The sequence below is a fragment of the Jannaschia aquimarina genome, assembly GCF_000877395.1.
In the GTDB taxonomy this organism is placed as follows: domain Bacteria; phylum Pseudomonadota; class Alphaproteobacteria; order Rhodobacterales; family Rhodobacteraceae; genus Jannaschia; species Jannaschia aquimarina.
In genome coordinates this window covers 85094-110982 of sequence record NZ_JYFE01000081.1, presented here as the reverse complement: position 1 = coordinate 110982, position 25889 = coordinate 85094, and the positions used below count along the sequence as shown (strand labels likewise).

Below are 25889 nucleotides of genomic sequence, written 5' to 3'. Positions count from 1 at the left end.
AATCGTCTTGCCCCTAGAGCACCCCGATGCGCGAGCAATTTCAAGCATTCGGATCGCGGCCGAGCGGATGCAGACTGGAGATGTGGTCGCCGGACGCGGGATCGTTCGTCGGTCGCGCGCAGTCGGGCAGGAGGATCGGGATTGTCGCCAACCCCCGTCCGATGGGCCTATCCCTTGCGTTCGGCCCAGCCCGCAAACGTCTTCTCTAGCCAGACGACTGCGTAGTATAAGGCGATCCCCAGCACGGCGAGCGCGATCAGGACCGCGAACATGAGCGGGTAGTTGGAATTCGTCTGCCCCGACAGGAAGAGCGCGCCCAAGCCCCGGCCATGGGGGGAGACGATCTCGACGAGGTTGGTTCCGATGAAGGCGAGCGTGACGGAGACTTTCAGCGCGCCGAAGAATTCCGGCAGCGTCTTCGGCAGCGCGATCTTCCAGAAGATCGTCACCTTGGACGCCCCGAGGGATCGGAGGATATCCCGATATTCGGGCTCCAGCGTCGAAAGGCCGATCCCGACCGAGACGGCGATCGGGAAGAACGAGATGAGAAAGGCCATCATCACGGTATTGAAATCGTGCTGGCCGATGAACAGGAGCGCCAGAACCGGGACGAGCGTCGCCTTCGGGATCGCATTGAAGCCGACCAGCAGCGGATAGAGCGCATCGCGCATGATCCGCGAGAAACCCATGATCATGCCCAGCAGGAGGCCGACGATCACGGCAAGGACGAGACCCGCCACCGTTCGCCAGAGCGTCTGCCAGGCGCCTGTCAGGAAAAGCTCCCAGAAGCGGGCATAGGCAGCGGGCAGATCCGACGGAGAGGCCATCACGAAGTCCGGCCAACCATTCGCCCAGACGACGAATTCCCAGATCGCCGTGAACACGGCGAGTGCCACGACCGGCACGCCGACCGAGCGGATCATGCCGCGGCCTCGGAGGCGCGACCCTGAGCGACCTTGATCTGGTCCCGCAGGATATGAAGCATATCGCCGACCTTCGGCTCAAAGAGCACGTCCAGATCGCGGTCCGGCGGCAGATCCACGTCCATGACGTATTGCGTGCGGGCCGGACGTCCGGACAGGACGACGACCTGATCGCCGAGGAAGACGCTTTCGCGCAGGTCATGGGTGATGAGGATTGTGGTGAACGGCTCGGCCGCGCGCAGGTCGCGCATCGTCTGCCAGAGATCCTCGCGCGTGAAGTTGTCCAGCGCGCCGAACGGTTCGTCCAGGATCAGGACCGAGGGTTTGTGAACGATCGAACGGCAGAGCGAGGCCCGCTGGCGCATGCCGCCGGAAAGCTCCGACGGCCGCTTGTCCTCGAACCCATCGAGCCCGACCATGGCGAGAAGTTCCTCTGCGCGCGCCACGCGATCGCGACGCGGCATACGCGGCGCAACGATTTCGAGGGGCAGGATGACGTTGTCGAGGATCGTCCTCCACTCCAGCAGGACCGGATTCTGAAAAGCCATGCCGACTGTCTTGCGTGGGCTCGTCACACGCTCGCCAGACAGCCAGACCTCGCCCGCATCGGGTTTCATGAGCCCCGCGACCAGGCGTGTCAGGGTCGACTTTCCGCATCCCGACGGGCCGACGACCGCGCAGAACTCGCCCTCGGGCACGGAGAGCTCGAGCCCGTCGAGGACGGGCAGGGGCCCCGCTGGCGTCCTGTAAGCATGACGGACGCCCTTGATCTCGATGAGCGGCTTCATCGGCGAAGAGGCCGGGCTTTCCGACCCGGTCCCGTTCATTCGGACAGCATCAGCGCGTCACCTGCGGGCAGATATTTCCCATCGAAGAAAAGAGCCGGGTCGGGTTCTGACTGAAAGTCGTAAACGGACCGCGTCTGTTCGATCGCCGCGGCGAACCTCTCTGGATCGATGTTTCCCATGCCGTTCTGGGCAACGTAGTCGGTCAGAACGTTCGCCTCGATCGCCAGTTCGAGGCGCCTGGTCTCCAGATCTGCATCCGCTGCCGGGTTCCGTTCCAAGAGCGAAGCGATCGCCGCTTCGGGATCCGAGATCGCGGCCTGCCACCCCATAGCCACCGCGGTCAGGAAGCTGGTCACCGCGTCGGGGTTCGCCTCGGCGAAGTCCGTGTTCACGATGATCGCGTTTCCGTAGAGGTCGACGCCGTAATCGGCCATCAGCAGGACCGAGATATCGTCTTCGGGGACGCCGAGACGGATCAGGTTGAGCGTGGAAGAAAACGAAAAGCCCGTCACCGCGTCCACTTCGCCTTGGGCGAGCATGGGTTCGCGGGTAGGAAAGCCCACCGGCTCGACCGAGATCGCGTCCACGTCGAGGCCGTTCTCTGCCGCGAAAATCGGGAACTGCGCCCAGGCGCCGTCGGGGGGCGGGGCGCCCAGCGTCCGACCTTCCAGATCGCCCGGCTCGGTGATGCCCTGACTGATCCGGCCGACCACGGCGAAGGGCGGCTTGTCATAGACCATCATGACCGGGATCACCGGCGCGCCAGGGTTCTGGTCGATGAACCGCATGACGGAATTGATGTCGGCAAATCCCACAGGGAAGGCCCCGGTGGCAACTTTCGGGATCGCGTCGAGAGAGCCCGCGCCCTCGGTGACGGTCACCTCCAATCCCTGATCCGAGAAGAATCCCCGATCGATCGCGAGGGTATAAGGCGCTGCCGGGCCTTCGAACTTCCAGTCCAGTGCGAACGGCATCTCGGTCTGGGCAAACGCGGCAGAACTGCTCACTGCGAATGCGGCTGCGGTCAGGGCGATACGAGACATGGTTTTCCTCCGGGTACGACTTTGACGACACCGATCATGGATGGCCCGGGCGAGGGCAACGTCCCGGTGAAGCGCAGGCGCGATGCAGTAGAACCCCCTGCATGCCTTGCACAAGGATTGAACGTTTTGAAGGTGGATGATGATTTTTTGGACGCTAATGCTGCGCGACTGCAGCGTTTGCGGTATCCGGGAGCTTTCGACCCAAGATCAATCTCGCCTTCGGCATGGGCGGGTGAGGCTGCCTTGTGCGGAACGATCCGAGAGGTTCAGCCAGTGGAAGAAAAGAGGGTGTTCCGCATCGTACAGGAGAGAGCCGGGCCGTACGTTCCTCAGACCCGGAGCCGGTCAAGGCTGTGCAGTCTTTAGTATTCCCGGCGTGGGGCACGCCCTTGCGCGTCAGGTCTCGACGGGGCGCAAGGCGTCCTGCCTGGGCTAGTTCGTCTTGCCGAAATAACGCTCTGCCAAGGCGGCGTAGGTCCCGTCGGCGCGCATCGCCTCGATCGCCTCGCGAAGGTCGTTGGCGATGTCTTCGGGAAATCCGAGGCTGCCAGCGAGGTAGATCACGCCGCCCTCGCGTTTCGCACCGATGGTCAGATCGTTCGATCGCGCTTCCTGCCGCCAGACCCATGCGGCACGGAGATCATGGGTATACCATGCCGCCACCCGGCCGGAATCGAGCATTCGCGCAGCCCGCTCGGGGCTCTCGACTTCGAGGAACGGCGCGCCGGAGGCGGCGACGATCGATGCCTGTGCCGTTCCGGCGCGTGTGACCGTCTCGCCGGCGGATGCGGCCGTCTCGAACGTGTCGATGACCGTGCCGGTCGTCACGAATACGTTTCCGTACTCGATGATCGGCGCGATCCATAGGTAAAGCGGCTCGCGCGTTTTCGTCCGGGTCAGGTTGAATGTCAGAAGATCATCCGACTGCTGCGCGAGGAGTTGAGCCCGCTTCCACGGAAGGAACCGGATCTCGAGCGTATGACCTGCGCGTTCCGCCGCAAGGCGCGTGACTTCCAAGGTGAACCCGCTGCTATCCGCCTCGATGGCGTAGGGCGGCAGATCGGCGGTGACCGCGCGCAGAACATCCGCCTTAGCCGTCCCGAAGGTTGCAAGGGTGGCCAGCACGATCGCACGAAGGAGGGCTGAGATGCTCATGTTCCGCAGAAAGCATACGAGACCTTAACAAGGGATTAATGCAGTCGGACTTCGTCCCGCAGCTGCGCTTCCAGCCTTTCGCATCGCTCCGACCATCCCGGAGGACCAGGGAAGTCGAAGCTTCCAGCCGGAGATCTACCCAAGCGCTTTTCTCAGGATCGCAAAGCTCTCCTCTATGCTGCCGGTTCGGTCGGTCAGAGCCTTCTGGATCGCCGGTGTCTGCTGGATCGCGCTGTCGAGCGCCGGATCCCCGCCCTTTTCATAAAGTCCTGATGAGACCATCAGTTCGTTCTTTCGGAAGAGTTCGAGTGTGAGGCGGCATTTCGATATCACCGCGTTCTCGTCTTTTGTCGCCGCGCCGGGCAGAGCCCGCGACACTGACGCGAGCGCGTCGATCGCGGGGTATTGCCCTCGCTCTGCGATGTCTCTGGACAGGATGATATGCCCGTCGAGAAGACCCCGGGCCGTGTCGGCCACGGGTTCTTCCATGTCGGACCCGGCGACCAGGACGGTGAAGAGTGCCGTGATCGCGGTCTGACGCGGCCCGCCCGGCCCGGCCCTCTCGATCAGTCCGGCGAGTTCCGATACCAGCCCGCGCGGCACGCCGCCCCCCCGGTCATCGGATGCCGCATTCAGATCCCTGAAGGCTTCGGCATGGCGGGTGAGCGAGTCGCACAGAAAGAGGACGCGCGCGCCCTTGGCGCGAAATCGTTCCGCGACCGTCAGTGCGGCAGGTAAAGTCCGGCGGCGCACATTCGCCGGGCGATCCGATGTGGCTGCGACGATGATCGTGCGGCCCATGCCCGCCTCTCCGAGCACATCCCGCGCGAACCCCGCGACTTCCCGGCCGCGTTCGCCGATCAGGGCGACGACCACGACATCCGCGTCGGCCGTCTGCGCGAGATCACCGAGAAGCCGCGACTTGCCGACACCCGATCCCGCGAAGATGCCCATGCGCTGACCTTCGACGATCGGCAGAAGTGTATCCAGCGCGACGTATCCGGTCGCGAGCCTGTCCCCGAAACCGCGCCGCGTGCCGGCCTCGGGAGGGGGGTGCCTGATCGGCAGGGGAGGGCCTGATGCGACCCCACGGCCGTCGATCGCATTTCCGAAGGGATCGACGATCCGTCCGAGCCAGGTGTCGCAGGGCGAGATCGTCGGGTCGCCGGACACTTCTACCAAGGCGCCGACTTCGTGGCCGCTGAGGTCACCGCAAGGGACCGCGTCGATCCTTTCCCCGTGGATGGCGACCACCTCGGCAAGGGTTCCGCCCCGGCAACGGACCTCGTCGCCCAGAGAGACATGGCGTGAGAGCCCGGCAATCTCGATATGGCCGGCGCGCAACGCGGTCACGTGCCCGAGGGGCCTGCTCGCCTGCAGGGGCGCGATGCGGGCACTCAGGGCTTCGAGCGGATTGTCTGTCACGGAACTCTCCGAATCTTCTTCAACGATTACGGAATCTAAAGGAATCGCCCTTAACGCTTCGTTGCATCGAGGAGAGACACATGCAGATGCCCGCGTTGATGACGCTGGCGGCGCAGGCCGCACAGCACGCTGGAAGCCGACAGGCGCTGACCGCCCGAAACGTCGCCAATGCCGATACGCCAGGGTACCGCCCTTCCGATCTCGCACCGTTTAGACCCGAGGATCGTTTCGCGCCCCGCGCGACGCGGCCCGGCCACATGTCGGGCGCGACACCGCACCGGGACATCATCGACGTGAGTTCCACGCTGAAGGCCAACGGGAACGCCGTCGATCTCGAGGAGGAGATCCTGAGAGGCGTCGAGGCGCAGCGGCGCCATGATCGCGCGATCACGGTCTACCGCGCTTCGATGGATATCCTGCGCACCGCAATGGGCCGGGGACGCTGAGCCATGGCGGAATTCTCCGATGCCCTGAGGATCCTGTCATCCGGTTTGCGCGCCCAGGGTCAGCGTCTGCGGCATGTCTCCGAGAACATCTCGAATGCGGATACGCCCGGATATCGCAGGAAGACGGTATCGTTTCACGAAACCGTCGAAAGCGGGAGGCGAACCGGTGCGGTGGAAGTCGGCAAGGTCATGCTGGATCGGCGCGACCTGCGCGCCATCCACGATCCGTCCCATCCCTTGGCCGGCCCCGACGGTTTCTATGACGGCTCGAACGTCGATCTCGTGACCGAAATCGCGGACGCCCGCCAAGCTCAACGGTCCTACGAGGCCAACCTCAAAATGTTCGACCAGACGCGGCGGATGTCGTCGGCGCTGTTCGACCTGCTCAAGCGATAAGGAAGAAGTCCATGGACATCGGGAGCATTCAGGGGGTCAGCGGTTACGCGACCAAGACGACCGGTATTTCCGACGAGGCGATCGGCGCCGCCGAGGAGTTTCTTCAGATGTTGCAATCGGCCGAGACGCAAGCGGCCGCATCCGTCACGGGCGGCGGCGATCCGCATGAACTCGTGACCGCACTGGCCGAAAGCAAGCTTGCCCTCGAGGCGACGGTCGCGATCCGGGACCGTGTCGTCGAGGCCTATAACGAGCTTCTCCGGATGCCCGTTTGATGAGTGACGCCCTCTTCTTTGACACGCTTCAGCAAGGGCTTTGGGCGGCGGTAATGGTCTCCGCCCCGATCCTCGCGGCGGCCCTGGTCGTGGGGCTTGCGATCGGCCTCATCCAGGCGCTGACCTCCGTCCAGGAAATGACGCTGACCTTCGTGCCGAAGATGGCCGCGATGCTGGCCGTCTTCTGGGTCTCCATGGGGTTCATGACTCTGACATTGGGCAACTATTTTCGCGGCACGTTGCTGCCGCTGATCGCGGGAGGGTGAGCTATGGATGGAATACTCCCCGTGCTCTCGCGTCAGTCCGGTCTGATGCGCGAGATGGACATCATCGCCCAGAACATCGCGAATGCCTCGACGACCGGTTACCGGGCTGAGGCGACGATCTTCGCCGAACATATTCGCAGTGGCGATGATCTCGACGCGCCCTCGATGTCGATGGGGCATGCCCATGCCCGATTTACCGACCTGTCTCAGGGTGCACTGCAACAGACCGGCGGTGCCTATGACTTCGCGATCGAAGGCGAAGGGTTCTTCCAGGTCGCCGGAGAGGACGGCCCGCTGCTGACACGGGCCGGTGCCTTCGTCAGCGATCCCGTTGGGACCCTGGTGACACCGGACGGTCAACCGGTCCTCGATATCGGCGGTGCGCCGATTCAGGTCCCGCCGGGGGCGGGCGAGGTCTCCGCCGCTCCCGACGGCACCTTATCGCGAGGGGGCGAGCCCTTTGCGCAATTGGGCCTTGTCGTCCCTGACGATCCGAACGGGCTGACACGGACCTCCGCGACGCGGTTCCGTCACGATGGCGCGCTTCTTCCTGTCGATGACGGGCGCGTCCTGCAGGGGTTCCTGGAGCAGTCGAACACGGCCCCTGTCGCGGAGATCGCCCGAATGATCGAAGTCCAGAACGCCTACGGCCTGGGCCAATCCCTGCTGGATCGAGAGGATGAACGCCTTCGCTCCATGCTCCGTCTAATGGACCCAAAGTGAGGATCCGCTAATGAGAGCCTTGTCGATCGCCGCAACAGGCATGAATGCGCAACAGATGCGGGTGGAGGTGATCTCCAACAATCTCGCGAACATGAACACGACGGCCTACAATGCGCGCCGCGCCGAATTTGCCGACCTGCACTACCAGCAACTCGCGCGCCCCGGCACGATCGCCTCGGCCACAGGGACCGTCGTTCCGACGGGGATCCAGATGGGTCTGGGGGTACGTCCCGCATCGGTCACGATGGAGCCGCAACAGGGGACGATCGCACAGACCAATGGCGAGCTCGACGTGGCCATTCAGGGGCGCGGATACCTCGAAGTCACGCTGCCGTCGGGTGTATCCGCATATACCCGGGACGGGGCGATGAAGCGGACGGGCGAGGGCCTGCTCGTGACGTCCGACGGTCATCCTTTCGTCGACGACATCACGATCCCGGACGATGCGAGATCCGTTTCGATCAGCCCGGAAGGCGAGGTCTACGCCTATTTCATCGACCGGGTCGAACCTGAACTGCTTGGGCAGATGACGCTGGTCGGGTTCACCAACGAGAAAGGGCTCGAGGCGCTGGGATCGAACCTCTACGCGGAAACCGGGGCATCCGGGGCGCCCGTGCAAGGCTTCGCCGGCGAGGACGGGCTGGGGCTGTTCCGGCAAGGCTATCTCGAGGACAGTTCCGTCGATGCCGTCCGGGAGATTACGGACCTCATCGAAGCCCAGCGCGGCTACGAGATGAATGCGAAAGTAATCACTGCAGCGGATCAGATGCTGGGCGCGACGGCCCAGATCCGCTGATGTTCAGGCTCTTCCCGCTCCTCATGCTAGCGGCCCCGGCATGGGCTGACACGATCGTTCCCGTCGCGCTCATACGGGCCGGAACCGTGGTCGAGGCCCATCACCTCGAGATGGTCGACGGCATGGCTCCCGGGTCGATCTCGGACATGCGGGATGCGATCGGTCTGGAGGCGCGTGTGAACCTCTATCCTCATCGGCCGGTGCGTCCGGAAGATCTGGCCATGCCGACCCTTATCCGCCGGAACGAGCGGGTCATCGTGACCTACGTCTCGGACGGGCTCAGGATCTCGGCCGATGGCCGGGCCCTATCCCGCGCCGGCGCAGGCGAGGATGTCCGCGTGATGAATCTCAATTCCCGAACAACCGTGATCGGCATCGCAGTCGCCGAAGGCATGGTGGAGGTCCGCTGAATGATCCGTATCGTGCTTATCGCCGCATTGGCCGTCGGTGGCTGCAGCCGCCTTCAACAGGTCGGAAAGGCGCCGGATCTCACTGCGGTCTCTGGCGGCAATGAACACTTCGCGATGACGGCTGGTCCCGCCTTGCCAGCAACGGCCGAGCTTCGCGCCGATGATGCATCCTTGTGGGAAGCCGGTCGCCAGTCCCTTCTGGGGGATCGGCGTGCGGGACGACGGGGGGATATCCTGACCGTCGTAATCTCCATCGACGAACGGGCCGAGTTCGCGAATTCATCGTCGCGCAGCCGCTCGGGGAGCGAGTCGCTCTCTGTCACGGACCTGTTCGGGATTCCCCAACGGGCCGCCGACGCCTTGCCGGAAGGGGCGGACCTCGCGAATGCTGTCGATCTGAACAGCTCCTCGGATTTTGGCGGCGACGGCGCGATCCGCCGGAAAGAGCGGCTTGCATTGCGTGTTGCCGCGACGGTGGTCGAGGTCCTTCCGAACGGTGTGCTTCGGATCGAAGGCACTCAGGAGGTGCGCGTCAACAACGAGGTCCGGGTGCTGCTTGTCACCGGGTTCGTCAGACCGGAAGACGTGACGCGCCTGAACGAGATCACCTACGACAAGATCGCATCGGCGCGGATTTCCTATGGCGGGCGGGGGCAGATCACCGACGTCCAGCAACCGAGATACGGCCAACAGGTCGCCGATATCCTGCTGCCGTTCTGAAATGCGCCTCCTGATCGGCATCGTTCTGGTTCTTCTCGCCGCCATCGGCGGCGCAGGGGCTGCGTATGTGACACGCGCGCCCTCGTCCGATCATGCGGAACCACCGGAACCCTTGCCCCAGACCGAGTACGTCGCTCTGCGGCGGGAATTGATCATTCCGATCGTGGTCGATGGGCGAGTTCGGGCGCATGTCGTGATGGGCCTCGGCGTTCACAGCGAAACGTTACCGACCGAAGAGATCCTCCGGCGCGAGCCGATCCTCCGCGATCGACTTCTGGAGGCCTCGTTCCTTCACGCGGCTGCGGGGGGGTTCGACGGGCGTTTCACCGAGGTTCTGCGAATGAACCGGCTGCGTGTCGCCCTCGGAGAGGCCGCCTCGGCCGCGCTCGCTCCGCATGACGCACAGATCCTGATCCAGTCGATCGACCGCCGCGACCGTTAGATCATCGACGATTCACTTCGCCTTGAGGATCTTTTCGAGAACCTCTGCGCGCGCGAGGTCCCGGCCTGCGCTCTTCCGCAAGGGCTCCTGTTCCGCGCGGAGGCGCGACAGCTCCATGGTCAGACGGCGGCGCTCCAGTTCCGCCCAACTCTGCCAACAGGCCCGGTCGCGTGCGCTGTGGACGTCCGTCGGCTCGGCCTGCTCCTGCGGAAATGTGAGTGCGATCGCCGACTGGATGGACCGGACCCTCGCATCGGCCTTGCCGAGTTCCGCCTGACTGCGGAAACTACGAAGTCTCGCGATCTCGTGCAGTCTTTCGAGGTCCGCGCGCTTCATCCTCTCGCGCCCGCGATTGTCTTCAGATCCTGCGCGAAGCGGATGGCGACGGCGACGGCCTGGAAGTGTTCCCTCGGGATCGCGTCGCCCAGATCTACCGTCGCGTGCAGCGCACGCGCGGTCGGGGGGTCGCTATAGATCGGAATGCCCGCTTCTATTGCGGTCTCACGGATGCGGGCCGCGACCAGATCGACCCCCTTCGCAAGGCAGACGGGCGGGGACTGGTCCGTGGGCGTCCACCGCAGGGCCACGGCATAACGGGTCGGGTTTACGATCACGACAGTCGCCTCGGGAACATCGGCCAGCATCGTGTTCGTCGCGATTTCCTGCGCCCGCGCCCGCCGACGCGATTTCATCTGCGGATCGCCCTCGGCATCCTTCGATTCGTCGCGCAGTTCCTTGTGGTCCATGCGGTTCTTCATGAGATGCGCGTGTCTCTGGAAGTAGAAGTCCAGCGTGCCGAGACCTGCGGCGATCACCGTGACCGAAGCGAGAAACACCAGCGCCAATTGTGCCAGCAGGGTCAGCGATTGCCCCTTGGGCAAGGCCGCAGCGGCGACGAGACGCTCTGCCGACCAGGCGAGCACCGCAAAGAGGAGGAGGGAGTAGAGCGTCATCTTCGCCGCGGACTTCGCGAACTCGAACAGGCCGGTTTTCCCGAATTTGTTCGCGGCCCCTGCGATTGGCGAAATTCGGGACAGTTTCGGTGCCAGCTTCGTCGGAGCGAAGACAGCAGAACGTTGAAGAGCGATGGCCAAGAGAAGGACCGCGGCGGGCGCGGCAACCCATGCAAGGCTCAGTTTCAGAACCGTGCCGAAGACCATGGCCGATACCGCGTTGCCACCGGCAAGAGCGTCGGCCGCCAGAGTATCCGCGCCTGCCAGCATGCGGCCACCAACCTGCATCATCTGATGGCCCGACCACGGCAATGCGACGATCACTGTCAGCAACAAGCCGAGATAAAGCGCGAACGCGTTGAGATCCGGGGCTCGCGCCGTTTCGCCTTTTTCCCGGGCCTTCCGCAGTTTCTCAGCGGACGGCTCGAATGGTTTGTCGGCATTCTCGCTCATCTCAAGGCAAGCGGATCAGCGAGCACGGAGAGAGCCTCTTCGCGCCAAGTCGTCAGAATGAGGGCAGCCGACGCGGCCAGCAGAACGAGGCTCAGCCCCGTGATCGCAGGAGCGCCGACGAGGGCCACCATGAGCTGCGGCATCGCCTTGTTGATGACGCCCAAGGCGAGGTTGTACAGAACGGATCCGATCACGAAAGGCGCTGCCAGCGCCAGGGCCAGTGCAAAGGCCGACGAGACGCGGCCGAGGCCCCAAGTCGCCATGTCTGCGCCCGGCATGACCATACCGGGCGGAAAGACATCCCAACTGCGGAGCAGGAGGTCGATGACCAGAAGGTGAAGGCCCGCGGCCATCAGGAGGGAAAGGCCCGCAATGTTCAGAAGGTTTCCGATCGCAGAGGATGTCTCGGCCATCTGCGCCCCGAAGAGCTGCGCGAGCGAGGTTGCCTGGGCAGCGATCGCACCCGTCAGCAGAAGGATCTGCGCGGTGATCCGCAGGATCGCGCCTAGGGCCAGCCCGATCGAGGTCTCGGCGATGATCAGGCCGGGAGAGATCACTTCAGGGACGATCTCGCGCGGGATGAGCGGGCCGAGGACGATCGCCAGCATGAACGAGACAACGAGCCTTATCCGCGCCGGCAAGGTCCTTTCACCGAATGCCGGCAGGAGGATCATGACCCCCCCGACACGCAGAAAGGCGAGGATGGTCGCGACGACCGGCAGATGGAGCGCCTCGATCAGTGGGGCCAGCGCCGTCACGCCGCGACCGACCCGACCAAGGCGGGCCGCGCGCTCGGACCGACTTCCTCGTAGGAGATGACTGGATTCGTTAGTCCGGCATCTCGCATGACGGTGTGGAGATAGCGCCGGCGACGGGCCGAGGTAACGAGCGCGGGATAGGAGCCGTTCTCGGCGGCCTTCGCCATCGCTTCGGCGATGCCCTGTCTCAGCTTTCGGCCGGCATCGGGAGGCAGCGCTATCTCTGTGGATCCGCCTTGCATCTGGTGGCGCTCGAAATGCTCTTCCCATGCAGGTGACAGTTGAATCATAGGGACGGTCCCGTCGGGTCTGCGGAGATCTGCGAGGATCTGTTGGCTCAGACGCTGGCGCGTAATCTCTGCGATGACGTCGGTGGGCAGCTTGGCGTCCCGCCCCTCGGCGGCGCTCTCGAGGATCACAGGCAGATTTCGGATCGACACCCGTTCCGACAACAGAAGTCGGAGAACCGTCAGGAGAACGTCATAGGGCACTTTCGACGGGACGAGATCATCGATCAGCCGCCGGTTCTCCGCCGCTCGGTCGGGATCGGAGACACTTCGCCAGGCGTCGAGGAGTCGGTTCAGCGATTTGAGGCCGATCAATTGAGGGAAGGCGGATTTGACCACTTCCATGAGATGGGTGGCCAGGACCTCTCCGGGTGTTACGGCCGTCAGATCGGCGAAACCCGCCGGATCGGCCGCTCTCTCGTCGATCCAGCGCGCCGGCGCTCCATAGACAGGTTCCGCCACGTCGGTGCCGGGCACCGCCGGCAGAGGAGCGTCTCCTCGCAGAACCAGGAGATGGCCCGGAAACAGGCGGTCGCGCGCCATCTCCACGCCGTGGATCCGGATAACATACGTTCCCGGCGGAAGGCCCGCATCATCGGTCAATCGGATCTCCGGCAGGATCACGCCATAGCTCTGGGCGATGTGGTTGCGCATCCCTTCGATCCGGCTTTCGAGGCCGCGCGCGGGATCCATCGCGAGCGATACGAGATCCATCGCGAATGTCACGCTAATCTCATCGAGGTCCAGAACGTCCCCGATGGTCTTCTTGGGTGGGGCCATATCCTCCACAACCGGGATCTCGCTGGCCAGTGCGGTCTGAGCCTTGTGTCTGCGCCATCCAACGAAGCCCAAGACCGAGGCCCCAAGGAGAAACGGCAGGACCGGCAGCCCGGGGATCGCGGCAAAGACCGCCATGATGACCGCGACGGTCCCGAGCGCGAGCGGATTCCCTCCGATCTGAGCGAGGATTGCCGCATCCATCTTTCCCGATGCGCCCCCGCGCGCGAGCAGAAGGGCCGAGGCGATGGAGATCACCACAGCGGGGATCTGGCTGACCAATCCGTCCCCGACCGTGAGGACGGCGAAGGTCCGCATGGCTTCTGCTGGCGCCATTCCGTGCACGGCGAGGCCGACCGTCAGTCCGACGATCAGATTGAGCAGGGTGATCAGCAAGCCCGCGACGGCGTCGCCTTTCACGAATTTCGAAGCACCATCCAGCGAGCCGAAGAACGTCGTTTCCGCCTGTTCGAGCTCTCGTCTGCTGCGCGCCTCTTCATGACTGATCGCGCCGGCCGAGACGTCGCTGTCGATCGCCATCTGCTTGCCAGGCATTCCATCGAGGGCGAACCGCGCCCCGACTTCTGCCATTCTTGTCGCGCCTTTCGTGATCACGACGAAATTCACGATCAAGAGAACGCAGAAGATCACGAAGCCGAGGAACAGATTCCCCCCCATGACGAACTGGGCGAACCCTTCGATCACGGAACCCGCTGCGCCGGTCCCGGTATGCCCCTCCCCTATGATCAGCTTCGTGGACGACACATTCAGCGCCAACCGCAACATGAGAGACGCCAAAAGGACGGTCGGGAACGAGCTGAAGTCGAGCGGGCGCTCAACAAAGAGCGCGGTGGTGAACATCAGGATCGCCAGAGAGAAGGATGCGGCCAATCCGATATCGAGTAACCATGATGGGATCGGCACGACCATCATCACAATGACCGCCATCAGAGCCAATGCGAACAGGATGGTTGGCTGGAACAGGGCTCGCATCGGGGTCCTCTCGATTCTCCTTGGCGAGAGGTTTAGGCGGGTTTGGTTAACCCCGAGTTCACTGCTCCGGCGCGGCGGCGAGCAATCGTTCGATCAGGTCCGCCGAACGTCGGGCGCGCGCCAGGCGCTCACGTGCGCCGTTGATAGTGTCCAACGGACTTGTCTCTTGTTCACTCGTGAGATGGGCGGCCAATAGTCTTCTCACGTCTTCCGAGGCTCTGCCGGCCCCGGCGTCGCCACCCGGCCAATCCTGGCCCGGCCCGCGAGCTCCGATCACGGGGACCACGAGGGTTGGCGCCGTCGCGCGGGGATGCGGGCTCCACTGGTCCGCAATTGCCGACAGATTTGACCGTCGAAGCATCTCTGCGGCTTCTGTCCTGTCGGAGGTGGACGCCCTCTCTCTCCAGGAAAGCAGAATCGCCAAGACCGGCGCGGCCTTCTTCTCGGGGACGACGCTCAGCGCCTTGATAGCGGCCGAGAGTGCATCTGGCACGCTGTCATCCGGCAATGCCTTGAGGTGCTCTGCCAATGCGAGACCCTCGGATTGTCTGGCCAACGCAGCGGCGATGCCCTGTTCCAGGCCAGATCTCATTTCACCCGACGGCAATTCGGACAAAAGGAGCCGGGCGTTGTCGATGAGTGTCTGATCTGCGGATCCTGCATCCACGGCATCGAGGATCGTCTTCGCGGTTTCCATCACTTCAGAGAGTGGATCCGGAGACAGGTCTTCCACCGGCATGAGGGCGCGCAGTTCTGCAGCCAAGGCGTCGTCGCCCAGCTTGGCCAGATGATCCGTTGCTGACGGCAGAAAATCCCGCTTTCGCTCGTCCGGGAGGTCGCTGGAAAACGAGATCACGGCAGTCCTGTCGCCGGGCGTCAGGGCAGGAATGCTCTGCCCCGCTGCGAGTGAGATCAGCAGCGCGGCCGGACCGCATCTGAATGGGCCACCCTCGGGCGTTCCGACGTTTCTACCCTCCACAGCGGCGGTCAGGGTCTCCAACCAGCGATCCGCCCGGCCGTTGCTGGCGGAAATGTGCAAGGCTTCGGCGAAGAAGCCGGAATTCGCATACGAAAATGCAAGGGCGCGGACCGTCTCCGGCCGTTCGGGATCGTATCGTGCCAGGGCGTCGGGAAGCGACGCCCGAGCCGCGTCGGGATCCGCACGCAGGATACTCGCCAGCCTCCGCACCCCTCCGCATTCCGTCGGTCGCAAGATAGGAGATATCGGCGGCGGCGGGGTGCGCGCATCGCGAAGACGAAGCTGCTCCTCCGGATCCAGGCGCGGTGCATCTCTGACGGGGGTTCGAAAGACCGATGGCGGGTCGGCTTTCATCTCGCGAACGGCTCGATCCAGCCTGGCTGCAATCGGCACGCTGACGGTCGGAAGGACTAGCGGGAGAGAAACATCCGGGACCGCTTGCGGGCTGTCGGGCTGCCCTGTCGACAAGGAAACACTCGCCGGCGGCTCCTGTACCGGCAACGGGCGCTCCGCAGGCAAGACATCGATGGCAATCTGGTTCCGGTTCACTCTGCGCATCCGGACTGCGCAGGAGCATGCGAGGGTCAGGCCGAGTCGCCCGTTTTTCCATTCGATAGCCGCGATCCGGTTCCGGTCGATCCGCTCGAAAGCTCGTGTCACATCGAGATCCGGGAGCCTCTCTCCGAAGTCGATCGTGGCCGTGCGACCCTCTTGGCGAAGCTCCCACGTTAGATTTGACTCATCCGTAATGGCGAGGCGGGTGAAATCCCCATGCTCTCCGGACCGGAGGATCGCTGCCTCCGCGGCTGCCGCAAACAAGAGGGCCTGGGCTGCGATGAAGGCCGCTCTCATGCTGCTTTCGCGCCTCGCAAAGCCTCTTCGAGATCCGAAAAGCTGGGGCGGAAGTGGGTTGGCGTATTCTGGCGGCCGACCTCGATACAGATATTCGTTGCATGATTGTGGAGATTGGCCACCAGAACCTCGCGTATCAGGGCATAGAAATGCGCCTCTTCCTCTGCGATGGCTTTCAGTCGGACGGCAAATGGGCCGACGATGCCATAGGCCAGGAAAACGCCGAGAAACGTGCCGACCAAAGCGCCGCCGATCAGTTTGCCGAGCACCTCAGGCGGTTGATCGATCGATCCCATTGTCTTGATGACACCGAGCACGGCAGCAACGATCCCCAAGGCTGGAAGGCTATCCGCCATGGTCTGCAGGTTGTGCGCGGGATGGAGCGCATGATGGAGATTCTCCTCCATCCGCTTCTCGAGAACCTCTTCGACCTGATGCGGGTCGTCGTAGTTCATCGACATGGCCCTGAGCGTATCGCATATCAGCGCGACGGCTTCCTCGTCGGCGAGGATGCGGGGATAGTCGGCGAACATGCTCGATTCCTGGGGTTTTTCGATGTGAGCCTCCAGAGCGACGGTGTCCTGACGCCCCAGGCGTACAAGCCGGAAGAGAAGGCAAAGCAGATCACGATAATCGTCGGGGCTCCATTTCGGCCCCTTGAAGACTTTGCCGATTCCCTTGAGGGTCTGCTTGATCCCGCCGATGTCATTTCCGATCGCGAACGCCCCAATTGCCGCCCCGCCGATCATGGTCATCTCGAATGGCAGCGATGCGATGATGATCGACAGCTTTCCGCCGGCGGCGAGGTAGCCGCCGAAGACCATCACGAAGACAATCGCGATACCTACGATGCCGATCATCTGCGGTCCTCCGTCGCGGCGTTTGCATTCCGGCCGGCGATCGTCGCGCTTATCGCGTAGACATTCGTGGCCGGCATTTCCGACAGGATCGTCGCGGCCGCATCGGGCGCCATCCGTGCCAGGAACCCGGCCGCGAAATCCGGCTCCATGGTCTCGAAGACCGCAGCGGCATCCTTTGGCTTCATGCCTTCGTAGATCCGCGTCAAACGATCGACGTCCTCGTCGGACGCCCCCGCGGATGAGGCCATGCGGGCCTCGAGTGCGGCATCGGCCGCCTTCAGGTCATCGAGGGAGGCCGCGATCTCCTCTGCGGCAACCCGGAGATCCTGTTCCCGCAGGTCGAGCGATTCTTCGCGGCGGATGAGGTCGGTCTCTCTTCGATCGAGTTCCTCGAGGAGCAGCGCAATGCCTTCGAATTCGGGTTGCGCTGTCGCCTTGACCTCACTGCCATCGACGGCGAGGTTTGCCGAGACGAGCCTGGTCATCGCCGACACAAGCAGGAGGCCCGCGATGGCGGTGAGCGCCAACCGGCCGGCCCATTTCTTGAGGCTCCTCATCGCCCGGCCTCCATATTGCGCCGACTGGCAAAGCAGGTTTCCGGCTCCGGCGGCTCAGGTGCGATGAATTCATCGAGATCTCCAAGACCTGCGATGAGGACGGAAAGCTCTCCTTCCCGCTCTTCGGCGTCCTGGATCAGCCGGGAAAGCCGGTCGGACGCGGCCTCCGCCTCTGCGGTGGCTCGCGCGGCGTTCTGCTGCAATGCCTCGATCTGCTCACCGAGCACCGCGACGGACTGACCAAGCCCACCGTCCGAGGTCGCGAGCGTCTTGAGCCGCCGCGAGAGCTGCAGGCAGTAGTAGGCGAGGCCAAGCGCCCCAAGCACAAGAAAGACGTCGGAAATCAGTGCCATCGGCCCCTCTCAGTTCAATATGAAGTCAGTCACGAGCACATTTCTGACCCCCTCGGGTCCCGCGATCATGCGCGCACGCCGCAACATCTGCGCCCGGATACGCAGCAACCCGGCCTCTTCCTCCAGGGGGGCGGGACCGATGGCTCGGAGATAGCCGAGAAAGCCGTCCTGCAGCCGAGGCAGAAGGCCCTCTACATGCGAAGCCGCATCTGGCGTCACCTCAAGGACCGCCTGCATTCGCAATTGCCTGTCTCTACCACCGGTCCCCACGGAAACCGATATCGGCGGCATGTCGACGAAAACTACATTCGCGTCGGCAGGCGCCGGCGCGCGCGCGACCGATTCCTCTTCTTCGGCATGTTCTTCGTCGGAGAGGGCGAGCAGGCCATCGAGGGCACCCGACGAGATCGCGAACCAGCCGCCCGCACCGGCAACGAGTGCGAGAACGACGATGACGATCAGGCCTTTCTTGCCGCGCTTCGGCGGGGCTTCTTCGCTCGCGATCTCGTCAGTTTCGGCCACGCCAAATCTCCATCTGGGATGAGGCTCTCCTAACCGCGGGTGACTAACCGATTGTTAATGCGTTTCGGTTTTGTTGCCGCCAACCCGATTATGGGATCCGAGGACGGAGGGGCGGCGTGCAGAGCCTGGTTGAAGACTTCAAGCGTGGAAATTGGACGCGGATCGGAATTCTTGCCGGTGCGGGTCTTGGAACCTTCGTTCTGGTCCTCCTGATGGCGCGTCTGGCGATGGCTCCGACCATGGAACTCCTGTTTGCGCGCCTTGATCCGTCGGTCGCCGGTCAAGTCGTTCAGGAACTCCAAAGCCGTTCCGTTCCCCATGAAGTGCGCGGCGATTCGATCTACGTGGACGGCAGCCAGCGTGACCGCCTTCGGCTTGAGCTCGCGGGCGAAGGGCTGCCGGGCGCCGATGGCACGGGTTACGAACTGCTCGATTCTCTCTCCGGCTTCGGCACCACCGCGCAGATGTTCGACGCGGCGTACTGGCGTGCGCGGGAAGGAGAACTGGCGCGCACGATCCTTGCGGGCAAGGATGTCGCTTCGGCCCGCGTCCATGTCGCGACGCCGGGGGGGTCCCCCTTCTCTCGTGACCGGGGAGCCACCGCTTCGGTGACCTTGCGGATGAAGAACGGCGGCGTTCCCGCCGATTTCGCCGAGGCGATCCAGAGCCTCGTTGCGGGCGCGGTCCGCGGTCTGTCTCCCGACGACGTCTCGGTGGTCGATTCGCGCAACGGACGTGTCGTCTCGCGGAACGCCGAATCCCGCGGCGAGGCCGGCCGGTCCGAGCGCGTGGCAGAGATGCGCGCTGCAATCGACCGGATCCTGACCGCACGCGTGGGCCCCGGCCGTTTCGTGGCCGAGGTCAGCGTCGACACGACCACCGAGGTCGAACAGCTCCGCGAGCGTGTTTTGGACCCCGCAACCCGCGTCGTCATTTCGACCGATACGCAGGAGTCGAACAGCAGCGAAAGCGGGATTGGAGGACAAGGTGTTACCGTGGCCTCCAATTTGCCGGACGGGGACGCGGGAGGCGAGGGCGGCGGGCAAAGCCAGGCCGCCGAGACCCGCGAACGTGTCAATTACGAGGTGTCGGAACGCGAACGTCAGGTGACGCGCGGTGCCGGCGCCGTCGAGCGGATCACGGTGGCCGTGATGGTCGACGGGACCACGACGACCAATGCAGCCGGGGACGCGACCTGGGCACCCCGCTCGGACGAAGAACTTGCCGCGATCACGGATCTCGTTCAATCCGCAGTCGGCTACCTGGAGGAGCGAGGCGACGTCGTCACGGTCCGATCGCTTCCCTTCGAGGCCGGTGCTTCGCCTGACGGTAGCCTGCCCGGCGGCGCGTGGCTTACTGGGGCGCAGCTCGTCCGACTGGCGACGGTCGGGGGGCTTCTCGTCGCCCTGTTCGCCTTGTTGGTATTCGTGGTTAAGCCGCTTCTCGCGAAGACCCAGACCGCAACACCCGATCAGTCTCTTTCAGATGCCCGGTCTGATGGCACTGCCCTCCCGCCTCCGACGGAAACCGGTCCGGTGCCCGAGCAGGCGAGCCTCCCGGCGCCGACGGAGACCGGTCAAGACAAGAATAGGCCCGCATTGGAGGATCAGCGCGGTTCAAAGCCCCGGGAGTTGCCAGACCTGTCCGAAGACGGCGCCGAAGATCCGGTCGAACGTCTCCGCCGTCTGATCGCCGACCGTCGTGACGAAACGGTCGAGGTCCTGAAGGGCTGGATCGAGGAAGACGCACGCCGCGAGGAGCCGTCCTGACATGATCTTCGAAGACTTCTCCTCCGGCGCGCCGATATCATCGGCGGCGGTGCCCACCGCAGACCATTACGATGACGGGTATCGCCAGGGATGGGCCGATGCCGCCGAGAAGATCCGTGCCGACGATCTCCGGGTCGGAGCAAGGGTCGCCGCGCAGCTCGAGAAGTTCTCGCACACGCAGTCGGCCGCGATGAGCATTTGCCTCGCACAGCTCGAACCGCTGCTGACGGAGATATTCGACAAGCTGCTACCCCGCGCTGCCGATCGCGGTTTTCTCGCCCTGATCCTGCAAGAAGCTGAAGCCGCCCTTTCGGAGGCGGAGGGGAATAAGCTCACCCTGCGGGTGGCCCCGGACACGGTCGGCCCGCTCCGCGCCTACCTGGAAGCCGTCGGTGCGGATCTGACGGACTACGATATCCTTGCAGATCCAGACCTCGATCCCCTCCAGGCCGGGTTGTCTGCGCCAAGCATAGAACGTGAGATCGATGTCGGGCGCTTGCTCGATGCCCTCGATGAGGCCTTCGCCTCCCTGACCCCCGACCGGAGCACCCAGAATGGATGACCGTCCCGCCGCAGAACGCGGCCCCTTCGCACGCGTCCCCGTAGAAATCACGATCTCAGTGGGGCGCGCCCATCCGACCGTTTCCGAACTCATGGGCCTGGGGCCGGATTCCGTGCTCGCACTGGATCGTTCGGCATCGGATCCCGTCGAACTCTATGCGGGCGATCGCCTCATCGCGAAAGGCGTCCTGGAGGAGTCCGCAGAAGGGCGGGATCGGCTCGCGGTCCGTCTCACGGAAATCGCCGATCTGGATGGCGCTCTGTGAAAACGTTCCGGACGGTTGCCGTCCTGCTGTTCTTTACGTCCCTGCCCGTTCCTGCCTTCGCTCAGGGAACGGACCTGAACGAACTGCTCGGCGGCGCATCCCTCAGCCTCACGGCGGTGCAGCTTCTGGCGCTCCTGACAGTGTTGAGCCTTGCACCGGGCATCGCCGTCACGGTGACCTGCTTTCCGTTTGTGGTTACCGTCCTGTCGATTCTGAGGCAAGCAATCGGGCTTCAGGCCGCTCCGCCGAACATGCTGATCATCAGTCTGGCGCTGTTCCTGACATGGTTCGTGATGGAGCCGGTCGCGATGACCGCCTGGACGGAAGGTGTCAAACCCTGGACCGAAGGAGCCATGGGGCTCGCCGAGGCCGTGCCGCGGGCCATCGACCCTTTTCGGACCTTCATGTCCGCCCGTGTCGATCCGGACACGCTGGAGCACATGTCGGCCCTGCGTCCGGATGCATCGGCGGACACGCTTTCAATCCTCGTGCCCTCCTTCCTTCTGTCCGAGGTCAGCCGCGCCTTCCAGATCGGCTTTCTGGTCTTCATGCCGTTCCTCATCATCGACATGGTCGTGGCTGCGATTCTGATGTCGATGGGCATGATGATGGTTCCGCCGGCGATCGTATCGCTTCCGTTCAAGCTCGCGTTTTTCGTCGCCGTTGACGGGTGGGCGCTCGTATCGGGGGCTTTGGTCGCCGGGTATTCCTGACACAGTCGGAGAGAAGAGATGCAGAAGAAAAAGGCCGCGGCCCCCCCTCACCAAAGCGATGCACGCGCGCTGCTCGACATGCTCGAAAGCCGGCAGGACACGCCAGATCTTGGCGATATGCGCAGTCTCGCCGCAGAACTCGTCCGCCGGATCGAGACATCCCGGCGTGCCGACGAGACAGGGGATGATAACCGGTCCAACGGCGCCAAGCCTGCCCCGCCCCCCGAAATCGCCGCCCGACCGACCCGACCGACGAGCCTGACCAGCGATCTGTCCCGCCGGGCATTTCGTCTTTTCAGCGCGCCGTCGGCGGCCGAGAAACCGACACCTCAGGCCGAGCCTCTGCGTGCGCCGCCGCAACCCCTATCCGGTGTTTCCGGTGAGGTTATTCGCGCGCTGGCCTCATCTGCCGAGGCGGCTGGGCAGTTGGATGGGGAACATCCTGCTGTCATCGCGGACCTGCTCTCGGTGCGTCCCCTCCGCGACCAGGCTGCCGCACTTCGGTCACTGAGCGGGAGGCAGGCAAGGGCGGTTCATCGCATGTTGAAGGCGAACAACCGAACCTCGTGAGGATCCTCTCATCTTTCAGGAGTTGTGGCGGCAGGACATCTCGGAGCGTCATCCGTCAGCGAGGAGATCGGCGGTGCACGGCGCAAATCGCATCGGACCCGATCTGAAATGCGACGACCGGAAGGAGAAATTCGGCAGGTCACAGACCTGCGATCGTCGGTAAAGGGCCCGATCCGACATAACGGGCTGAACGTCCCTCGCCACCGTTCACGAAACAGATACGTCGACCAGCGTCTACCTCGCTCTGCGCCTCACCCCAATCGGACCACACGGATAGCGCAACACGGACGACCACCGTGGACCTCGTCCGAGACGAGCCGAAACATGACGGAGAACGCAGGAGGACCACTTCTGACGGCCAATCTATCAAGGCGGATATCCCGAGTCAGCGGGCGGGTCCCCCCAAGCCGGGGCGAGACGCAGACGAGAGGCCGGTACTTCTTAAGCCTCAGGCCGGTTCCCGCAGAATACGGGGCACCTTGAATTCGACATTCTCGTCCGCGGTCACGACCTCTTCGATGGTCAGATCGTAGCGCGCCCGGAAGGCATCCAATACTTCGTCGATCAGGATTTCCGGCGCGCTGGCTCCGGCCGTGACACCAACCGATGAGACGCCGGCCAGCGCACGCCAGTCGATATCCGCGGCGCGCTGGACAAGTTGCGCGTAGGAGCAGCCGGCCTTCGCCCCGACCTCGACCAAGCGCTTGGAGTTCGACGAGTTCGGTGCGCCAACGACCAGCATGGCCTCGACCCTCGGAGCCATCGCCTTGACCGCGTCCTGCCGGTTCGTCGTGGCGTAGCAGATGTCTTCCTTGTGAGGGCCGACGATCGCCGGAAACCGGGCCTTGAGCGCGGCGACGATGTCGGCCGTATCATCGACGGACAAGGTCGTTTGCGTGATGAAGGCGAGCTTCTCCGGATCGCGCACGTTCAACTTGGCGACGTCGGCGACAGTCTCGACCAGCAGAACCTCTCCCGGTGGGAGCTGACCCATCGTTCCGATCGTCTCGGGGTGCCCTTCATGGCCGATCATGACCATCTGAAGACCGTTTTCATGATGGCGCGCCGCTTCGATGTGAACCTTGCTGACCAGAGGACAGGTCGCGTCGACATACAGCATCTGGCGCTTGGCCGCCTCGGCCGGGACGGCCTTCGGAACCCCGTGAGCGCTGAAGATGACGGGGCGGTCGGTCGGGCATTCATCCAACTCTTCGACGAAGACGGCACCGCGCGCGCGCAGGCCGTCCACGACATAGCGGTTATGGACGATCTCGTGGCGGACATAGACCGGCGCGCCCCACTTCTCGAGCGCCATCTCGACGATCTTGATGGCGCGATCGACACCGGCGCAGAAGCCGCGCGGTGCGGCCAGATAAAGCGTCAGCGGCGGCTTGGTCATGTCCGGTCCTCCTGCTGCCCAACTATGGGGCAGAGGGGGGACGCGTAAAGTGCGACGGTCAGCCGCCGTTGGTATCCGCCAGCCAGCGGCCGACCACGACGAGGAAGATGATCGCCGTTCCAGCCGCCAAGAGCCAGTCCCCGCCTTGCCCGAGGCAATAGCTGTCGCCCGCGATGCTGATACATCTTTGCATGTCTTTACCTCGAATACGCACTTACACGCCATGACAATGACACGTCTTCCCGGCAAAAACGGGGCTGAAATCTGGCGGCTCAGCGGCGCCAATGTGTCGGCACGATGACCAATGCGCCGATCGACGCCAGGATCGCGTTCAAGCCCTGCGCCCGGAAACCGATCCCGAACATGATCGTCACGAAATAGAACAGGAATGCGCCCCTAACGCAGATGATGATGCTCTGGAGGATGCCGTTATGGGTGAAGCCCGTGCGTTCCGAAACGTATCCGACGATCCCGGCGATGACGACGGTGCCGATGAGGGTCGGAAACATCAGGGCGCCTTTGTCGTCACAGTGTCAACCAGATCGCCCAGGGGGCTGCCCGCTTCGAGGTGCGCGCCCCGGCGCCACTCCGAAGCGTCCATCGGCCCCTTGCCGGCGGGCTGCACCTCGAGGATCTCGACGGCCCCTCCTCCGGCTGCGACACGCAGCCCGGCTTCGCCCAGGACGGTTCCGGGATCGCCAGATCCCTCGGTCGCATGTGCCCGCAGCAGCTTCAGCCGCGCTCCGTCGCGGATGACGAAAGCGCCCGGGAACGGAGACAGGCCGTTGATCTGCCGTGCGATCTGTACGGCCGGGCCGTGCCAATTCGCCTGAGCCTCCGCCTTGTCGATCTTGGCGGCATAGGTCACGCCGTCCTCTGGTTGAGTCATCGGCGCAAGGGTCTCGATCCCCTCCAGGGCCCGCACCGTGAGACGCGCGCCGATCTCGGCCAACCGGTCGTGAAGGTCGCCGGTCGTGTCCGTCGGCTGGATGTCCGTCGCTTCCCGCAGCAGAACAGGTCCGGTATCGAGCCCCGCCTCCATCTGCATGATGCAGATCCCCGTCCTTTCGTCCCCGGCGAGGATCGCGCGGTGGATGGGCGCCGCCCCGCGCCAGCGTGGCAGCAGCGAGGCGTGCACGTTGAGGCAACCATGACGCGGAGCGTCGAGGATGGGCTGCGGCAGGATCAACCCGTATGCGACGACCACCGCGACGTCCGCGTCCAGGGCGGCAAACTCGGCCTGCGCATCGGCGTTCCTGAGGCTGGCTGGCGTCCGCACCTCGATCCCGAGCGCTTCGGCCCGCGCATGGACCGGGCCGGGCCGGGCCTTCTTGCCCCGGCCGGACGGACGGGGGGGCTGGGAGTAGACGGCGACGATCTCGTGACCGGCCTCGTGAAGGGCGTCCAGCACCGGCACCGAGAAGGCCGGTGTCCCCATGAAGATCACGCGCATTTCGCCGCCTTTCGCAGAAGTATGTCACGCTTCGTGCGTGACAGACGGTCGAAATACATCTTTCCGTCGAGGTGGTCGATCTGGTGCTGGACGCTGGTCGCACGCAGAAAGACGAATTCCTCTTCACGCGACTGCCCGGTTTCGTCGGTGAAGGCGACAGTGACCGCCCGTGGCCGCTTCACGACGGCCGAGACGCCGGGCAGGTTCGGGCTCGCTTCCTCGTGCGTCCGGAGCTGCGCGCTGGCGGCGATCACTCGCGGGTCCGCAAGGCGCGTGGGCCCGCTGCCATCGTCGACCACGGCGAGGCGGAGCATCACGCCGATCTGTGGCGCCGCCAGTCCGACGCCGGGCATCGCGTACATGAGGTCCAGCATCTCGTCCCAGATGCGGCGGTGTTCGTCCGTCACTTCGCCCACGGGCGTCGCTGGCGTCCTCAGGCGGGCGTCGGGCCAGCGCAGGAACGACCTCATGCAGCTTGCGGATGATCGAGGATCAGAACGCCGTCCAGATGGTCCACCTCGTGCTGGACGATTGCGGCGACGAACCCTTCGAAGGATTCTTGGCGCCGCCCGTTGCGGCCGTCATAGGCCAGAACGACCCGCCGCGCGCGTTCCAGGCGCCGGGTCGTTCCCGGGATCGAGAGGCAGGCCTCCTCGTTCACCTGATGTCCCTGCCGGGCGACGATCTCCGGGTTCACGAAGACGCGCGGGTCCGGAAGACCGTCGCGCCAGCTTGGATCCATCACGAAGAGGCGGATGGGTTCGCCGACCTGCGGGGCTGCAAGCCCCCGGCCCGGAGCGCGGTACATCGCATCGAACATTCCCCGGATCAGACCGTTCACCTCTCCTTTGGCGGGGGCGCAGACCGTCCGCAGGCAGGGATGCGGATGCTCAAGGATCGTCAGGATCTCTCTCATGGTGCGGATCATACTCCGAACACCGGCCATCACCCAACCGTCCTCGTGACCCAGCGAGAGGAAGATGCGTCGGACGCGCGGGACGCCGCC

Annotated in this window: 34 protein-coding genes; 14 read left to right on the top strand and 20 right to left on the bottom strand. The window is 64.2% G+C overall.

The window, feature by feature from the left end; all coding sequences use genetic code 11:
• Positions 1-167 precede the first annotated feature (167 nt).
• From jaqu_RS20225 to fliI, 5 genes are all read right to left on the bottom strand, one after another.
• A complete protein-coding gene (locus jaqu_RS20225) occupies positions 168-923 on the bottom strand; it encodes an ABC transporter permease (protein WP_043920857.1) in 756 nt (251 codons plus the stop codon).
• Entirely contained in the window at positions 920-1711 is a 792-nt protein-coding gene (locus tag jaqu_RS20220) for an ABC transporter ATP-binding protein (protein WP_043920871.1), read from the bottom strand. The genes jaqu_RS20225 and jaqu_RS20220 overlap by 4 nt, the downstream gene beginning before the upstream one ends.
• A gap of 35 nt (positions 1712-1746) precedes the next feature.
• On the bottom strand, positions 1747-2754 hold the full coding sequence (locus jaqu_RS20215) for an ABC transporter substrate-binding protein (RefSeq protein ID WP_043920856.1): 1008 nt from the start codon (positions 2752-2754) through the stop codon (positions 1747-1749).
• A gap of 432 nt (positions 2755-3186) precedes the next feature.
• Positions 3187-3909: a substrate-binding periplasmic protein gene (locus tag jaqu_RS20210; RefSeq protein WP_043920855.1), complete on the bottom strand. Its 723-nt coding sequence runs from the start codon at positions 3907-3909 to the stop codon at positions 3187-3189.
• 135 nt (positions 3910-4044) lie between these two features.
• Positions 4045-5334: a hypothetical protein gene (gene fliI / locus jaqu_RS20205; RefSeq protein WP_043920854.1), complete on the bottom strand. Its 1290-nt coding sequence runs from the start codon at positions 5332-5334 to the stop codon at positions 4045-4047.
• A gap of 80 nt (positions 5335-5414) precedes the next feature.
• On the opposite strand from fliI, the gene jaqu_RS20200 reads away from it, so the two are divergent.
• The 9 genes from jaqu_RS20200 to jaqu_RS20160 are packed head-to-tail and all read left to right on the top strand — an operon-like array spanning position 5415 to position 9808.
• The gene (locus tag jaqu_RS20200; protein ID WP_043920853.1) at positions 5415-5780 is read left to right on the top strand and encodes a flagellar basal body protein; all 366 of its coding nucleotides are present in this window, start codon (positions 5415-5417) and stop codon (positions 5778-5780) included.
• A 3-nt stretch (positions 5781-5783) separates the two neighbouring features.
• Complete coding sequence (gene flgC, locus jaqu_RS20195) at positions 5784-6176, top strand: flagellar basal body rod protein FlgC (RefSeq protein ID WP_043920852.1); 393 nt, start codon at positions 5784-5786, stop codon at positions 6174-6176.
• 11 nt (positions 6177-6187) lie between these two features.
• Positions 6188-6451 carry a flagellar hook-basal body complex protein FliE gene (locus jaqu_RS20190; RefSeq protein ID WP_043920851.1) on the top strand — a complete coding sequence of 88 codons (264 nt, stop codon included), beginning with the start codon at positions 6188-6190 and terminating at the stop codon, positions 6449-6451.
• Positions 6448-6717 (top strand): flagellar biosynthetic protein FliQ, encoded by a 270-nt coding sequence (locus jaqu_RS20185; RefSeq protein ID WP_043920850.1) that lies wholly within the window; start codon positions 6448-6450, stop codon positions 6715-6717. Before jaqu_RS20190 ends, jaqu_RS20185 begins: the two co-directional genes overlap by 4 nt.
• 3 nt (positions 6718-6720) lie before the next feature.
• The gene (locus jaqu_RS20180; protein ID WP_043920849.1) at positions 6721-7440 is read left to right on the top strand and encodes a flagellar hook-basal body complex protein; all 720 of its coding nucleotides are present in this window, start codon (positions 6721-6723) and stop codon (positions 7438-7440) included.
• Positions 7441-7450: 10 nt separating this feature from the next.
• Positions 7451-8236: a flagellar basal-body rod protein FlgG gene (flgG, locus tag jaqu_RS20175; RefSeq protein WP_043920848.1), complete on the top strand. Its 786-nt coding sequence runs from the start codon at positions 7451-7453 to the stop codon at positions 8234-8236.
• Entirely contained in the window at positions 8236-8646 is a 411-nt protein-coding gene (gene flgA / locus jaqu_RS21510; protein ID WP_043920847.1) for a flagellar basal body P-ring formation chaperone FlgA, read from the top strand. The genes flgG and flgA overlap by 1 nt, the downstream gene beginning before the upstream one ends.
• Positions 8647-9366, top strand: coding sequence for a flagellar basal body L-ring protein FlgH (gene flgH, locus jaqu_RS20165; protein WP_043920846.1), 720 nt, complete (start codon positions 8647-8649; stop codon positions 9364-9366).
• A 1-nt stretch (position 9367) separates the two neighbouring features.
• Complete coding sequence (locus jaqu_RS20160; protein WP_052501092.1) at positions 9368-9808, top strand: hypothetical protein; 441 nt, start codon at positions 9368-9370, stop codon at positions 9806-9808.
• Between the two features lie 12 nt (positions 9809-9820).
• Here the strand turns inward: jaqu_RS20160 and jaqu_RS20155 are convergent, their stop codons facing one another.
• The 9 genes from jaqu_RS20155 to jaqu_RS20115 form a co-directional block, all read right to left on the bottom strand.
• Positions 9821-10144, bottom strand: a complete 324-nt coding sequence (locus jaqu_RS20155) for a hypothetical protein (protein ID WP_043920845.1) — start codon at positions 10142-10144, stop codon at positions 9821-9823.
• On the bottom strand, positions 10141-11214 hold the full coding sequence (locus tag jaqu_RS20150; protein ID WP_043920844.1) for an EscU/YscU/HrcU family type III secretion system export apparatus switch protein: 1074 nt from the start codon (positions 11212-11214) through the stop codon (positions 10141-10143). The genes jaqu_RS20155 and jaqu_RS20150 overlap by 4 nt, the downstream gene beginning before the upstream one ends.
• On the bottom strand, positions 11211-11972 hold the full coding sequence (locus jaqu_RS20145; RefSeq protein ID WP_043920843.1) for a flagellar biosynthetic protein FliR: 762 nt from the start codon (positions 11970-11972) through the stop codon (positions 11211-11213). Before jaqu_RS20145 ends, jaqu_RS20150 begins: the two co-directional genes overlap by 4 nt.
• Positions 11969-14029: a flagellar biosynthesis protein FlhA gene (locus jaqu_RS20140; RefSeq protein ID WP_043920842.1), complete on the bottom strand. Its 2061-nt coding sequence runs from the start codon at positions 14027-14029 to the stop codon at positions 11969-11971. The genes jaqu_RS20145 and jaqu_RS20140 overlap by 4 nt, the downstream gene beginning before the upstream one ends.
• Before the next feature lie 58 nt (positions 14030-14087).
• Entirely contained in the window at positions 14088-15242 is a 1155-nt protein-coding gene (locus jaqu_RS21505; RefSeq protein WP_161793913.1) for a hypothetical protein, read from the bottom strand.
• Between the two features lie 614 nt (positions 15243-15856).
• On the bottom strand, positions 15857-16720 hold the full coding sequence (gene motA, locus jaqu_RS20130) for a flagellar motor stator protein MotA (protein WP_043920840.1): 864 nt from the start codon (positions 16718-16720) through the stop codon (positions 15857-15859).
• Complete coding sequence (locus tag jaqu_RS20125) at positions 16717-17277, bottom strand: MotE family protein (protein ID WP_043920839.1); 561 nt, start codon at positions 17275-17277, stop codon at positions 16717-16719. The genes motA and jaqu_RS20125 overlap by 4 nt, the downstream gene beginning before the upstream one ends.
• Positions 17274-17630: a hypothetical protein gene (locus tag jaqu_RS20120; RefSeq protein ID WP_043920838.1), complete on the bottom strand. Its 357-nt coding sequence runs from the start codon at positions 17628-17630 to the stop codon at positions 17274-17276. Before jaqu_RS20120 ends, jaqu_RS20125 begins: the two co-directional genes overlap by 4 nt.
• A 9-nt stretch (positions 17631-17639) precedes the next feature.
• Positions 17640-18152, bottom strand: coding sequence for a flagellar basal body-associated FliL family protein (locus jaqu_RS20115; protein WP_043920837.1), 513 nt, complete (start codon positions 18150-18152; stop codon positions 17640-17642).
• A 116-nt stretch (positions 18153-18268) separates the two neighbouring features.
• Between jaqu_RS20115 and fliF the strand changes: the two genes are divergently transcribed.
• Genes fliF through jaqu_RS20090 form a run of 5 tightly spaced genes read left to right on the top strand, consistent with a single transcriptional unit; the run spans position 18269 to position 22031 of the window.
• Positions 18269-19921, top strand: coding sequence for a flagellar basal-body MS-ring/collar protein FliF (gene fliF / locus jaqu_RS20110; RefSeq protein WP_043920836.1), 1653 nt, complete (start codon positions 18269-18271; stop codon positions 19919-19921).
• 1 nt (position 19922) lies between these two features.
• A complete protein-coding gene (locus tag jaqu_RS20105; RefSeq protein WP_043920835.1) occupies positions 19923-20483 on the top strand; it encodes a FliH/SctL family protein in 561 nt (186 codons plus the stop codon).
• A complete protein-coding gene (locus tag jaqu_RS20100; RefSeq protein ID WP_043920834.1) occupies positions 20476-20748 on the top strand; it encodes a FliM/FliN family flagellar motor switch protein in 273 nt (90 codons plus the stop codon). The genes jaqu_RS20105 and jaqu_RS20100 overlap by 8 nt, the downstream gene beginning before the upstream one ends.
• Positions 20745-21461, top strand: coding sequence for a flagellar type III secretion system pore protein FliP (fliP, locus tag jaqu_RS20095; RefSeq protein WP_043920833.1), 717 nt, complete (start codon positions 20745-20747; stop codon positions 21459-21461). Before jaqu_RS20100 ends, fliP begins: the two co-directional genes overlap by 4 nt.
• Before the next feature lie 18 nt (positions 21462-21479).
• Complete coding sequence (locus jaqu_RS20090) at positions 21480-22031, top strand: hypothetical protein (protein ID WP_043920832.1); 552 nt, start codon at positions 21480-21482, stop codon at positions 22029-22031.
• A 448-nt stretch (positions 22032-22479) separates the two neighbouring features.
• Here jaqu_RS20090 and ispH read toward each other — a convergent pair whose 3' ends face one another.
• The 6 genes from ispH to jaqu_RS20065 all read right to left on the bottom strand — a co-directional run bounded on the left by ispH (position 22480) and on the right by jaqu_RS20065 (position 25811).
• On the bottom strand, positions 22480-23430 hold the full coding sequence (ispH, locus tag jaqu_RS20085) for a 4-hydroxy-3-methylbut-2-enyl diphosphate reductase (protein ID WP_043920831.1): 951 nt from the start codon (positions 23428-23430) through the stop codon (positions 22480-22482).
• A 58-nt stretch (positions 23431-23488) separates the two neighbouring features.
• Entirely contained in the window at positions 23489-23623 is a 135-nt protein-coding gene (locus jaqu_RS22285; RefSeq protein ID WP_269079005.1) for a hypothetical protein, read from the bottom strand.
• A 79-nt stretch (positions 23624-23702) separates the two neighbouring features.
• Positions 23703-23939, bottom strand: a complete 237-nt coding sequence (locus tag jaqu_RS20080; RefSeq protein ID WP_043920830.1) for a hypothetical protein — start codon at positions 23937-23939, stop codon at positions 23703-23705.
• Positions 23939-24883 (bottom strand): methionyl-tRNA formyltransferase, encoded by a 945-nt coding sequence (fmt, locus tag jaqu_RS20075; RefSeq protein ID WP_043920829.1) that lies wholly within the window; start codon positions 24881-24883, stop codon positions 23939-23941. The genes jaqu_RS20080 and fmt overlap by 1 nt, the downstream gene beginning before the upstream one ends.
• Entirely contained in the window at positions 24874-25353 is a 480-nt protein-coding gene (gene def, locus jaqu_RS20070) for a peptide deformylase (protein WP_043920828.1), read from the bottom strand. Before def ends, fmt begins: the two co-directional genes overlap by 10 nt.
• Positions 25350-25811: a peptide deformylase gene (locus jaqu_RS20065; protein WP_236687911.1), complete on the bottom strand. Its 462-nt coding sequence runs from the start codon at positions 25809-25811 to the stop codon at positions 25350-25352. The genes def and jaqu_RS20065 overlap by 4 nt, the downstream gene beginning before the upstream one ends.
• Positions 25812-25889 lie beyond the last annotated feature (78 nt).